The following is a 12104-nucleotide window of genomic DNA, read 5'->3' on the forward strand; positions in this document are numbered from 1 at the left end:
CGCCCTGCCCCGCTGAACCCATGGCCGCCCAGATCCTGCTGCTCGAAGACGAGCAGGCCATCGCCGACACCCTGCTCTACGTGCTGCGCAGCGAAGGCTTCGGCGTCACGCACGTGCGCCTGGTCCAGGAAGCGCTGGCCGCGTTCCGGCAGCAGCCGCCCGACCTGGCCCTGCTCGACGTAGGCCTGCCCGACGGCAACAGCTTCGACCTGTGCCGCGAGATCCGGCGCCACAGCGAACTGCCCATCGTCTTCCTCACGGCGCGCTCGGAAGAGATCGACCGCGTGCTCGGGCTGGAGCTGGGCGCCGACGACTACGTGACCAAGCCCTTCTCGCCGCGCGAAGTCTGTGCCCGCATCCGCGCCATCCTGCGGCGCACGCGCCGGCCGGCCCCCGATGCCCCGCCGGCCCGGCCGCCCGAACCCGTGCCACCGCCGCCGCCACCCGCCGGCACGCTGGTGCTCGACGAAGCGGCGCAGCGCGTGCACTGCCGCGGCGAACCGCTGGCCCTCACCCGCTACGAATACCTGCTGCTGGCCACGCTCATGCGCCGGCCGCTGCGCATCTTCACGCGCGCCGAACTGATGGACCTGGTCTGGGCCGACGCGCCCGACACCTCCGAGCGCACCATCGATGCGCACATCAAGCTGCTGCGCGCCAAGCTGCGCGAACGCGGGCTGGAGAGCGAGCTGATCCAGACCCACCGCCACATGGGCTACGCGATCCGCCTGCCGGACTGAACGGCCCACCATGCGCATCGGACTGCGGCTGCTGCTGGCCTTCTTCCTGGTGCTGGGCCTGTCGGCCGTGGTGGTGCTGCGCGTCTTCACCGAAGAGATCAAGCCCGGCACGCGCCTGGCCATGGAAGACAGCCTGGTCGACACCGCCCAGGCGCTGGCGCAACTGGCCGCGCCCGACCTGAAGGCCGGCCGCATCGGCGACGGCGCCTTCGCCGACGCGATGACGGCGCTGGCCAGCGCCCGCCCGCAGGCCCGCATCCACGGCTTCGACAAGGACCGGGTCGACCTGCGGATCACGGTCACCGACGCGCAGGGCATCGTGCGCTTCGACTCGCAGGGCCTGACCGTCGGGCAGGACCATTCGCGCTGGAACGACGTCTACCGCACGCTGCGCGGCGAATACGGCGCCCGCTCCAGCCCGGCCAGCGCCGACCGGCCCAACGACACCGTGATGCACGTGGCCGCGCCCGTGCGCGATGGCGATCGCATCATCGGCGCGCTCGCGGTCTCGCGCCCCAACCAGTCGCTGGAGCCCTACATCCGGCGCAGCCAGGACCGCGTGCTGCGCTGGTCGTGGGGCGTGCTCGGCCTGACCCTGGTCATGGGCCTGCTGGTGAGCTGGTGGCTGGCCAGTTCGCTGTCGCGGCTGCGCGGCTACGCGCTGGCGGTGTCGCGCGGCGAGCGCGTGCCGCTGCCGCGCCTGGGCCGGCTCAGCGGCAACACCGAATTCACCGACCTGGCCAGCGCGCTCGAACGCATGCACCTGAAGCTGGAAGACCGGGCCTATGTCGAACACTACGTGCACACGCTGACGCACGAACTCAAGAGCCCGCTGGCCGCCATCCGCGGTGCGGCCGAGCTGCTGCAGGAGCCGCTGCCCGACGCGGAACGCCAGCGCTTCGCCCACCACATCGAGACCCAGACCGGCCGGCTGCAGCAGCTCATCGAACGCCTGCTGACACTGGCCGAGGTCGAGCACATGCGGCAGCTGACCGACGTGGAAGAGGTCGACCTGACCGCCCTCACCCACGACGCGCTGCACGCGCTCGAACCCCGCCTGCGCACCAAGCGGCTGCGGGTCGACGGCGGGCCGTGGGCCGCCGCCCCGCTGCGCGGCAACCGCTTCCTGCTGGCGCAGGCACTGCGCAACCTGCTGGACAACGCCATCGACTTCGCGCCCGAAGACAGTGCGCTGACCCTCGGCATCGCCCGCGACGGCGCACACTGGGTCTGGACGCTCGCCGACAGCGGGCCGGGCATTCCCGACTACGCGCTGGCGCGGGTTTTCGACCGCTTCTACTCGCTGCCGCGCGGCGCCGGCCAGGAACGCAGCTCCGGGCTCGGCCTGTGCCTCGTGCACGAGGTCTGCCAGTTGCACGGCGGCGAGGTGAGCCTGGGCAACCGGCAGCCGCCGCCGGGCTGCCTGGTGCGCTGGCGCCTGCCGCTGCGGCCGCCGGCCGGGCGCTGATTTCACCCCCGCTTCACACGCCTTCGCCCCGGTTTCACACGGCCTCCGCGACGGCTTCGGCGGCGCTTTCCAGAATGGACGCATCCCCTCACAGGAGCTTCCATGAACCGATTTCCCCTTCTGAGCAAACTGCTCGCCATCGGCCTGCTGACGGCGCTGCTGGCGACCGCGCTGGCCACGGTCAGCGGCCTCGTCGACGAGCGCCGGCAGACCCGCCAGGCGGCGGTCGAACAGATCGCCCGCGCGCATGCCGGCGAACAGACGCTGTCCGGCCCGGTGCTGGCCATTCCCTACACCGAAACCTACCCGGTGCGCGTGGACACACCGGGCCTGCCCGGCCAGCCACACACCGAGATGAAAACGCGCGAAGCCGTCGCGATCCAGTTCCCGCAGACCTGGGCGGTGGATGCCAGCCTCGACACCGAGGTGCGCCAGCGCGGCATCTTCCCGGTCACGGTCTACACCAGCGAACAGCAGGCACGCGGTCGCTTCGTCGTCCAGCCCGTGCGGCCGCGCGTCAGCGAGGGCCAGGTCACGCTCGGGCAGCCGCGCCTGCTGCTGGGCACCAGCGACCTGCGCGGCCTGCGCAGCGCCCCGCGTCTGCGGGTCAACGGCCAGGACCTGACCGTGACACCGTCCCCCGCCGACAGCCCGGCCGCCCTGCCGCTGACCGGCCTGCTGCCGGCGGCAGCGGCCACACCCGACACGGTGCTGCAGGTGCAGCTCGACCTGCACCTGGCCGGCACCGGTCGCATCGCCTGGATGCCGCTGGCCCACGAAAACACCGTGCACCTGCGCTCGCCCTGGCCGCACCCCAGCTTCGACGGCGACCTGCTGCCCAGCCAGCGCCAGGTGGGCGAAGGCGGTTTCGAGGCCACCTGGCGCATCCCCTCGCTGTCGACGCGGGCACAGCAGCAGTTCCTCACCCACCAGCGCGAGCCGGCCGGCGCGGTCGAAGCCTTCGGGGTCTCGCTGTCGGACCCGGTCGACCCCTACCGCCTGGCCGACCGCGCCACCAAATACGGCCTGCTGTTCGTGCTGCTGACCTTCGCCGCCTTCTTCGTGCTGGAGATGGTCAAGCGCTGGCGCATCCACCCCATGCAGTACCTGATGGTGGGCTCGGCCATGGTGCTGTTCTTCCTGCTGCTGCTTTCGCTTTCGGAACACATGCCCTTTGCCCTGGCCTACCTGGCCGCCAGCGGCGCCTGCATCACCCTGCTCGGCCACTACCTGCGCCACGTGCTGGGCGGCTGGCACGCCGGCCTCGGGCTCGCAGGCATGCTGGTCGCGCTGTACGGCGTGCTCTACGGCATCCTGGTGTCGGAAGACAACGCGCTCATGATGGGTTCGCTGCTGCTGTTCGGTGTGCTCGCCGCCATCATGGTCGCCACGCGCCGGCTCGACTGGTACAGCGTGATGGGCACAGACGCCCGGCCCGCCGCCACCGCCCACCACCCCGGGTGAACGCCGTGCACACCACCACCCCCGACCTGGCTCCGCGCAGCCCACGCCAGGCGCGGCAGCATCGGCAACGGTTGATGGGCGCGCTGGAACGCGCCTGGCGCATGCAGCGGGGTGGCGCGCCGGCGGGGCTTGATAATCCCTGGCCCATGAGCCTGACACCGCCCGCCCCGATCTCCGACGCCCCCCCGCCCGGCGACCTCGCGCTGCAGGGCGAACCCGGCCACCTGATCCGCCGCGCCCACCAGATGGCCGTTTCGGTATTCCACGACACCCACGGCCGGCAGGTCACCCCGGTGCAGTACGCCATCCTGCGCACACTGCAGGAAGCGCCCGGCATCGACCAGGTGACGCTGGCCGACAAGGTGGCGCTGGACACCTCCACCACCGCCGACATCGCCACCCGGCTCGAAGGCAAGGGCTGGATCGTGCGCGAGCTGCTGCCGCGGCGCCAGCGCGCCCTGCACCTGACACCCGAAGGCGAAGCGGTGCTGGCCGCCATGCTGCCGCGCGTGGCGCCGATGTACCAGCAGCTGCTGCAGCCGCTGACGCCGGCCGAACAGGCCGAGTTCCTGCGCCTGCTGCGCAAGTTCGTGCACCTCGGCGGCACGCCCCCGGCGGATCAGGGTTAACCCCCGTCTTCTTCCCCCCGGAGGGCCTTTTCAGGCGCCTTCCGGGGTTTTAGAATGCCTTCATTCAGCATACTGAATGAAGATCGATACCCCGGTCATCGACACACAAACCCCACGGAGACGCGCATGTTCCCCCTCAACACCTGGTACGTGGCCTGCACGGCCGACGACATCACCGACAAGCCCCTGGGCCGCACCATCTGCAACCAGGCCATCGTGTTCTACCGCCCGCAGCCGGGCCAGGTCGCGGCCGTGGAAGACTTCTGCCCGCACCGCGGCGCGCCGCTGTCGCTGGGCAAGGTCTGCGACGGCAAACTGGTGTGCGGCTACCACGGGCTGGAAATGGGCTGCGACGGCAAGACTGTTTCCATGCCGGGCCAGCGCGTGGGCGGTTTCCCGGCCATCCGCAGCTTCCCGGTGGTGGAGCGCTACGGCTTCATCTGGGTCTGGCCCGGCGACAAGGCGCTGGCCGACCCGGCCAAGGTGCCGCACCTGGAATGGCACGACCACCCCGAATGGGCGTACGGCGGCGGGCTCTACCACGTCAAGGCCGACTACCGGCTCATGATCGATAACCTGATGGACCTCACGCACGAAACCTACGTGCACTCATCCAGCATCGGCCAGAAGGAAATCGACGAAACCCCGTGCAAGACCACGGTGGACGGTGACACCGTGATCACCAGCCGCTTCATGGAGAACATCAGCGCACCGCCCTTCTGGCAGGCCGCCCTGCGCGCCAACGGCCTGGCCGACGACGTGCCGGTCGATCGCTGGCAGGTCTGCCGCTTCTCGCCGCCCAGCCACATCATGATCGAGGTTGGCGTGGCCCACGCCGGCCACGGCGGCTACGAAGCCCCGCCCGAGCACAAGGTCTACAGCGTGGTGGTGGACTTCATCACGCCCGAGACCGACACCAGCATGTGGTACTTCTGGGGCATGGCGCGCAAGTTCAACCCGGGTGATGCCGCGCTGACCGCGCAGATCCGCGAAGGCCAGGGCAAGATCTTCTCGGAAGACTTGGAGATGCTGGAGCGCCAGCAGCGCAACCTGAGCGCCTTCCCCGAACGCAAACTGCTCAAGCTCAACATCGACGCTGGCGGCGTGCAGTCGCGCAAGATCATCGACCGCATCCTCGCCGAAGAGCAGGCGGCACCGGCAGCGGCCTGACGCCAAAGCACCGGCGGCCGCAAGAAGCCGCCGCCCCATTCACGCCGGCGTGGCGGCGGCAGACGCCGTCAGCGCGTCAGCCCGGCGTACAGCACCGGCAACTTCTCCGGCAGCCGTTCCACCTTGTCCACCACCAGGTAATTGCGCGCGCCGAAGATGCGGCTGACGTAGGGGTCGGCGCGCGGGTCCAGGCTCATGCAGTAGGTCATCACGCCGTTCCGGCCGGCCTCTTCCACCGCCTTCCTGGTGTCGTGGCGCAGGTACTGCGGGTCGCGCACATCCACGTCGGCGGGTTCGCCGTCGGTGATGACCAGCAGCAGCTTCTTGCTGCTGCGCTGCGCCTTCAACGCAATGGTGGCGTGGCGGATGGCTGCCCCCATTCGGGTGGACAGCTGCCCCTCCATGCCGGCCAGCCTGGCCTTGGCCAGGTCGTCGTAGGGCTGATCGAAGTCCTTGAAGCGCCAGTAGTTCACGTCGTGCCGGCCATCCGAGCAGAAGCCGTGGATGGCGAAGGGGTCGCCCACTTTCTGGATGGCATCGGCCAGCAGCGCGCAGGCCGAGCGCGTGAGATCGAGCACGGTGTGGTCCTGGCCCGCCACCTTGTCGTTGGTGGACTGGGACAAGTCCAGCAGCACCAGCACGGAAATGTCGCGGATCTTGCGCACGCTGCGCATCATGATGCGCGGGTCGGGCTGGCGGCCCATGCGCATCTCGGTCAGCGAAGCCAGCGCGGCATTCAGGTCGATCTCGTCGCCGTCTTCGAGCTTGCGGATGCGCTGCACGCCCTGCGGCTGCATGGCGTCGAGGATGAACTTCATGCGCCCGATCAGGCGCCGGTGTTCGGTCAGGATGCCGTCAATCAACGTCGCATCACCCGCCTTGGGCCGGCGCTCCTGCACCGTGGCCCAAGCCGGGCGTTCGAGCTGGATCATGTGGTCCCACTCGCCATAGTGCACCGGCGGCAGCACCGGCTCGCGGCCTTCGCTTTCATTGAAGGACACGCCCAGGTCCTCGTAGGGAAAGAGCTCGGTGCCCAGCACCCAGATTTCCTGCGCGTCGTCGCCCGCCGTCTCCACGTCGAGTTCGTTGACGAACGCCATCAGGTTGACCTGCTTGCGCACGGGCTGCGGCGGCTCGTAGCCGGCGGCGATGGAACGCTCGAAGTCGAAGCCCTCGAAGGCCCAGAAGTAGCGGTTGTCGTCGCGGTAGGCCGCGGTCTGCAGGTCGGTGCGCGGCTGGAAGGCCGGGCCCTGCGTCAGCTCGCGGTAGCTGTGCGCCAGGTGCACGCCGATGTCCCAGGACACGGTGTTGTCGTGCGGGTCGACCTGGATGCGCGGCAGCGCCTCGGCCAGCAGCGCGCGGCCCTGGGCGATCCAGGGGTGCGCGTCTTCATACGCCGGATCGATCAGCGCCCGTGCCAGGCGGTTCAGCCAGTCACCCGCGGTGGCCGCCTGCGCGGCGGTCGCGGTGTGCAGGTTCGCCCACAACGGGCGCAGACCGGGAAAGCGCGCCAGCGTCAGCGCTTCGATGCGCGCGTCTTCCACCAGACCGATCACCGCCATCTGCCAGGGGCTCAGCGACTCGGCCGAGATCGGCTGCCGCGTGAACACCACGTGCGCGGCCGCGTGCGCGGCGGCGGCCCGGTAGAGCTCGGTGGCGCCGACCGTGCCGGCGTTGCCGTCGACCGCGTCGACCGCGTCGGGCAAGTGGATGAAGTGGTCCTCGATGAAGGGTCGGTAGCCCTCGCGCGTTTCAAAGTCGCCCGCGGTGGGCCGCATGAAGAAGTCGCGTCCCCAGAGGGCGCGCAAATACATGTTGATGCGCCGCTGCACGTCCACCAGCAGCGTGCCCTTGCGCTCCTTCTGCAGCATCGCCAGCGACTCCTTGGACTGCAGGCCGAAGTAGGCAACCTGCTCTTCGTAGTGGGTGCGGTGCGCCTGCGCGCCCCAGGTGGCCCAGCGCCGCAGTCCGCCGAGCGTGAGCTGGCCGAACAGCGCGTCGAGCTGGCCCAGCATGGGTCGCAGACCACGCGGCGCCTGCGCCACCAGGGTGTTGAGGAACTGCAGGTACTGCAGGAACAACGCGCCATCGGCCAGGCGCCGTGCCGCAGTGGGCGCGGTGGCCAGCACCAGCTCGATCACCGAACCCGAGGTCTTGGACGCGAACATGAGCGCGCTGGTGGCGAGCTCGCCGACCACGTCTTCGCCCACTTCTTTGGCCACCTGCGGCGCAGAGGCTATCCAGGCATTGACGAGTTCGTCACCCCGGCCCAGGCCGCGCAGTGCGGCCGCACCTTTCACGTAGTTGTCCAGCCCGCGGGCCGAGAACACCTTGGTGGCGTCGGACCAGTTGTGCTCCAGCAGCTCGCGCGAGGCATCGCCAAGCTGTTCAACCCACTCGGTGTGATCGTGAAGATGAACGCTCATATCAGACAAGTCCTCGTGAGAAGCTACAAACCACCGCGCTCCAACCCCAAAGCCCAGAACGCCGCGGAACCGGCTTTGCCGGGCCGCCAGCGTTGCCCCCTGGGGGGTGACGCCGAAGGCGGCGCAGGGGGGGTCAAAAAAACGTGGCGACCGCGGCGTCGAGCGCGTCGCGCATGTCCGGGTCGTCCGTGATCGGGCGCACCAGGGCCACGCGGCAGGCGGCCTGCGCAGCCACGCCCTGTGCGATCAGGCTGCCCGCGTAAATCAGCATGCGGGTGGAAATGCCTTCGTCGAGACCGTGGCCCTTGAGGTTGCGGGCGCGCTCGGCAATACCCACCAGTTTGTCGGCCACGTCGGTTCCGACTCCGGTTTCGTGTGCCACGATCTCGGCCTCGATGGCGTGTTCGGGGTAGTTGAAGTCCAGCGCACCGAAGCGCTGCTTGGTGGACTGCTTGAGGTCTTTCATCAGGCTCTGGTAGCCCGGGTTGTAGGAGATGACGATCTGGAAGTCCGGGTGGGCCTTGATCAGCTCACCCTTTTTCTCCAGCGGCAGCACGCGGCGGTTGTCGGTCAGCGGGTGGATGACGACCGTGGTGTCCTGGCGCGCCTCGACCACTTCATCGAGGTAGCAGATGGCGCCGTGGCGCGCGGCAGTGGCCAGCGGGCCGTCCTGCCAGCGGGTGCCGTGGGCGTCGAGCAGGAAGCGGCCGACCAGATCAGAAGCGGTCATGTCTTCGTTGCAGGCCACGGTGATCAGTGGCTTGCTGAGCTTCCAGGCCATGTACTCGACGAAGCGGGTCTTGCCGCATCCGGTGGGGCCTTTGAGCATCATGGGCATGCGCACCGAGTACGCGGCCTCGAACAGCTCGACCTCGTCGGCGACGGGGCGGTAGTAGGGTTGCTGTGCGACGCGGTAGGCGTCCAATGTTTCGCTCATGGGTATCTCCGCTATTTCCAGGCTGGGCATGTGCTCTTTGGCGGTGCACCGCGCAAGCCGGGGCAACCGGCTCCGTTCGTGTCCCCCGCCGGCCTGCGGCCGGCTCCTCCTTTACCTCACTGCGCCGGTCACCCCGACTCGCGCTCGCGGGCGCTCAAAGAAGAAACGCCATCGAGCGTCCAGAGCGCGCGCCTTGTTCGAGAGATGCCGTGGAACTGGCTTTGCCAGGCCACAGGCATCGCCCCCTGGGAGGTAACGCCGCAGGCAGCGCGGGGGGCAACAGTCAAACAGTTTTTCCGCGGTAGATGACCATGCTCGCGCCTTGCGACTGCGAGAAGTTGTCGTAGCCGATCAGGCGCACATGGTTGTCCGGGTTGGCCTTGCGGCAGGCCTCGCACTCGGCCAGCACCTTGTCCACGTCGGTCTCGCCGAACATGGGCAGCTTCCACATGTACCAGTACGAGTCCATCAGGTACTGCGGTTCGGTGTGCTCGATGGCGGGGTTCAGCCCCTTCTTGACCAGGTACTCGACCTGCTTGCGGATCTCGTCGGTGGACATGGCCGGCAGGTAGGAGAAGGTCTCGAACTTGCGGCTGGCGGGGTCGGAAAGGCGGCTGTGGTAGTCCTGCATGCTCATGGTGTTTGTCCTTTGAAGAAGAGACCTTGTGGCGTGGATCCCGGATCGGGTCCGGTATGGCGGTCTGTGGGTTCGTGGATCCCGGAGCGGGCTTTGCCCGTCCGGGATGACCTGGGGCCTGGGCCCCAGGTCACTTGTGGGCGAGGTCGAGCTTGTCCACCGTGTCGAACTCGAACTTGATCTCTTTCCAGGTTTCCATGGCGATCTTGAGTTCGGGCGAGTGCTTGGCGGCTTCGGTCAGCACGGCCTTGCCCTCCTTCTCGACGGCCACGCCTTCGTTGCGGGCCTTGACGCAGGCCTCCAGCGCCACGCGGTTGGCCGCCGCACCGGCGGCGTTGCCCCAGGGGTGGCCCAGCGTGCCGCCGCCGAACTGCAGCACCGAGTCGTCACCGAAGATGTTGACCAGCGCCGGCATGTGCCAGACGTGGATGCCGCCCGAAGCCACGGGCATCACGCCCGGCATGGAGCCCCAGTCCTGGTCAAAGAAGATGCCGCGGCTGCGGTCTTCCTTGATGAAGCTGTCGCGCATGATGTCAATCCAGCCCAGGGTCGAGGCGCGGTCGCCTTCGAGCTTGCCGACCACGGTGCCCGAGTGCAGGTGGTCTCCGCCAGACAGGCGCAACACCTTGGTCAGCACGCGGAAGTGAATGCCGTGGTGCGGGTTGCGGTCGAGCACGGCGTGCATGGCGCGGTGGATGTGCAGCAGCATGCCGTTGTCGCGGCACCAGTTGGCCAGACCCGTGTTGGCGCACAGGCCGCCGGTCAGGTAGTCGTGCATGATGATCGGCGCGCCCAGTTCCTTGGCGTATTCGGCGCGCTTGTACATCTCTTCGGGCGTGGGCGCGGTCACGTTCAGGTAGTGGCCCTTGCGCTCGCCGGTCTCGCGCTGGGCCTTCTCGATGGCTTCCTGCACGAAGTCGAACCGCTGGCGCCAGCGCATGAAGGGCTGGCTGTTGACGTTCTCGTCGTCCTTGGTGAAGTCCAGGCCACCCCGCAGGCACTCGTAAACCGCGCGGCCGTAGTTCTTGCCCGACAGACCCAGCTTGGGCTTGATGGTGCAGCCCAGCAGTGGGCGGCCGTACTTGTTCATGATGTCGCGCTCGACCTGGATGCCATGGGGCGGGCCGCCGCAGGTCTTCACGTAGGCGATCGGGAAGCGCACGTCTTCCAGGCGCAGGGCGCGCAGGGCCTTGAAGCCGAACACGTTGCCCACCAGCGAGGTCAGCACGTTGACCACCGAGCCCTCTTCGAACAGGTCGATCGGGTAGGCCACGAAGGCGTAGAAGCAGGTGTCGTCACCGGGCACGTCCTCGATCTTGTAGGCGCGGCCCTTGTAGTAGTCCAGGTCGGTCAGCAGGTCGGTCCAGACCGTGGTCCAGGTGCCGGTGGACGACTCGGCCGCCACGGCCGCAGCGACTTCCTCGCGGTCGACACCGGGCTGCGGCGTGATCTTGAACACCGCGAGGATGTCGGTGTCTTTGGGGGTGTAGTGGGGTTCCCAGTACGTGCTGCGGTATTCCTTGACGCCCGCGTTGTAGGTTTTGGTGGCCATGCGTTGTGCTCCTTGGGGGTTGAATGGAGCGCATTGTTTGGCTGCCGATAAATAAATAAAAGTAAAATGTTTTTAATGTTACGTTAGACAAAAATCTAACATTAGAGACGCCTATGAACCTTCGGCACGCCACCCTGCACCAGTTGCGCATCTTCCTGGCCGTCGCGCGCCACAACAGCTTCGCCCGCGCCGCCGAAGACCTGCATCTCTCGCCGCCTACGCTCTCGTTGCAGGTCAAGCAACTGTCCGAAACCGTGGGCCAACCCTTGTTCGAGCAACTGGGCAAACGCATCTACCTCACGGCGGCCGGGCGCACGCTGGCCGACGCCTGCCAGGACATCGAACGCCGGCTGGAGCAACTGGGCGAGGACCTGGCCGCCTTGCAGGGCGTGGAGAAAGGCAGCCTGCGGCTGGCCATCCTGACCACCGTGAAATACACCGTGCCCAAGCTCCTGGGCGGCTTTTGCGCCGCCCATCCGGGCATCGACGTGGCGATGGTGGTCGGCAACCGTGAGAACCTGCTGCAGCGCCTGGCGGCGAATCAGGACGACCTCTACATCATGGGCCAGCCGCCTGAGCAGCTCGATCTGGTCTGCGAGGATTTCGCCGACAACCCGTTGGTGCTGGTGGCACCGCCCGGCCACCCGCTGGTGGGCATGGCGGCGGTGCCGCCGGGCCGCCTGGCCAGCGAGCCCTTCATCCTGCGCGAACCCGGCTCGGGCACGCGACTGACCACCGAACGCTTCTTCGCCACCCAGGGTGTGGCGCTGAAGAACCGGCTCGAAGTCGGCAGCAACGAGGCCATCAAACAGACCGTGGCGGGCGGGCTCGGCCTGGCCGTGCTGTCGGCACACACCGTGGTCTCGGAGCTGGCCCTGGGCGAACTGGTGCAGTTGGACGTGCAGGGCTTTCCCCTGATTCGCCGTTGGCACCTGGTCTACCCGCGCGGCAAGCGGCTCTCGGCAGCGGCCGTGGCCTTCCGGGAATGGCTGTTCACGCACCACCAGCCGGCCGCGCTGCCCGAGCCGGGTGCGCGGGCCCGCCGCGCCCAGGCACGCCCCACCCAGCGCCCATAATTCCG

The 12104-nt window shown here is 68.3% G+C and carries 10 protein-coding genes; 6 read left to right on the forward strand and 4 right to left on the reverse strand.

Features of this window, described 5'->3' with window-relative positions; translation table 11 throughout:
• The first annotated feature begins 20 nt into the window (after positions 1–20).
• The 5 genes from creB (at position 21) to QQK43_RS10055 (ending at position 5471) form a co-directional block, all read left to right on the forward strand.
• Positions 21–740 carry a two-component system response regulator CreB gene (creB, locus tag QQK43_RS10035; RefSeq protein WP_284307648.1) on the forward strand — a complete coding sequence of 240 codons (720 nt, stop codon included), beginning with the start codon at positions 21–23 and terminating at the stop codon, positions 738–740.
• A gap of 10 nt (positions 741–750) precedes the next feature.
• Positions 751–2208 (forward strand): two-component system sensor histidine kinase CreC, encoded by a 1458-nt coding sequence (creC, locus tag QQK43_RS10040; protein ID WP_284307649.1) that lies wholly within the window; start codon positions 751–753, stop codon positions 2206–2208.
• Positions 2209–2310: 102 nt separating this feature from the next.
• Positions 2311–3672, forward strand: a complete 1362-nt coding sequence (gene creD / locus QQK43_RS10045) for a cell envelope integrity protein CreD (RefSeq protein WP_284307650.1) — start codon at positions 2311–2313, stop codon at positions 3670–3672.
• Positions 3673–3818: 146 nt separating this feature from the next.
• Positions 3819–4301 (forward strand): MarR family winged helix-turn-helix transcriptional regulator, encoded by a 483-nt coding sequence (locus tag QQK43_RS10050; protein ID WP_370465255.1) that lies wholly within the window; start codon positions 3819–3821, stop codon positions 4299–4301.
• A gap of 126 nt (positions 4302–4427) precedes the next feature.
• Positions 4428–5471 (forward strand): aromatic ring-hydroxylating dioxygenase subunit alpha, encoded by a 1044-nt coding sequence (locus QQK43_RS10055; protein ID WP_284307651.1) that lies wholly within the window; start codon positions 4428–4430, stop codon positions 5469–5471.
• Between the two features lie 68 nt (positions 5472–5539).
• On the opposite strand, the gene QQK43_RS10060 is transcribed toward QQK43_RS10055, so the two are convergent.
• The 4 genes from QQK43_RS10060 to QQK43_RS10075 form a co-directional block, all read right to left on the reverse strand.
• Positions 5540–7897 (reverse strand): nitric oxide reductase activation protein NorD, encoded by a 2358-nt coding sequence (locus tag QQK43_RS10060; RefSeq protein WP_284307652.1) that lies wholly within the window; start codon positions 7895–7897, stop codon positions 5540–5542.
• 133 nt (positions 7898–8030) lie between these two features.
• Positions 8031–8834 carry a CbbQ/NirQ/NorQ/GpvN family protein gene (locus QQK43_RS10065; protein WP_284307653.1) on the reverse strand — a complete coding sequence of 268 codons (804 nt, stop codon included), beginning with the start codon at positions 8832–8834 and terminating at the stop codon, positions 8031–8033.
• A 283-nt stretch (positions 8835–9117) separates the two neighbouring features.
• Positions 9118–9471 carry a ribulose bisphosphate carboxylase small subunit gene (locus QQK43_RS10070; RefSeq protein ID WP_234263722.1) on the reverse strand — a complete coding sequence of 118 codons (354 nt, stop codon included), beginning with the start codon at positions 9469–9471 and terminating at the stop codon, positions 9118–9120.
• Between the two features lie 130 nt (positions 9472–9601).
• Positions 9602–11023 (reverse strand): form I ribulose bisphosphate carboxylase large subunit, encoded by a 1422-nt coding sequence (locus tag QQK43_RS10075; RefSeq protein WP_234263723.1) that lies wholly within the window; start codon positions 11021–11023, stop codon positions 9602–9604.
• Between the two features lie 113 nt (positions 11024–11136).
• On the opposite strand from QQK43_RS10075, the gene QQK43_RS10080 reads away from it, so the two are divergent.
• Entirely contained in the window at positions 11137–12099 is a 963-nt protein-coding gene (locus tag QQK43_RS10080; protein ID WP_234263724.1) for a LysR family transcriptional regulator, read from the forward strand.
• Positions 12100–12104: the final 5 nt, after the last annotated feature.

The sequence above is a fragment of the Hydrogenophaga electricum genome, assembly GCF_030160815.1.
GTDB classification, from domain to species: domain Bacteria; phylum Pseudomonadota; class Gammaproteobacteria; order Burkholderiales; family Burkholderiaceae_C; genus Hydrogenophaga; species Hydrogenophaga electricum.

Coding starts and splice junctions, on each gene's coding strand:
- QQK43_RS10075 (WP_234263723.1), bottom strand. CDS start 11,023: ATGGCCACCAAAACCTACAACGCGGGCGTCAAGGAATACCGCAGCACG.
- QQK43_RS10080 (WP_234263724.1), top strand. CDS start 11,137: ATGAACCTTCGGCACGCCACCCTGCACCAGTTGCGCATCTTCCTGGCC.
- QQK43_RS10055 (WP_284307651.1), top strand. CDS start 4,428: ATGTTCCCCCTCAACACCTGGTACGTGGCCTGCACGGCCGACGACATC.
- creD (WP_284307650.1), top strand. CDS start 2,311: ATGAACCGATTTCCCCTTCTGAGCAAACTGCTCGCCATCGGCCTGCTG.
- QQK43_RS10050 (WP_370465255.1), top strand. CDS start 3,819: ATGAGCCTGACACCGCCCGCCCCGATCTCCGACGCCCCCCCGCCCGGC.
- creC (WP_284307649.1), top strand. CDS start 751: ATGCGCATCGGACTGCGGCTGCTGCTGGCCTTCTTCCTGGTGCTGGGC.
- QQK43_RS10070 (WP_234263722.1), bottom strand. CDS start 9,471: ATGAGCATGCAGGACTACCACAGCCGCCTTTCCGACCCCGCCAGCCGC.
- creB (WP_284307648.1), top strand. CDS start 21: ATGGCCGCCCAGATCCTGCTGCTCGAAGACGAGCAGGCCATCGCCGAC.
- QQK43_RS10065 (WP_284307653.1), bottom strand. CDS start 8,834: ATGAGCGAAACATTGGACGCCTACCGCGTCGCACAGCAACCCTACTAC.
- QQK43_RS10060 (WP_284307652.1), bottom strand. CDS start 7,897: ATGAGCGTTCATCTTCACGATCACACCGAGTGGGTTGAACAGCTTGGC.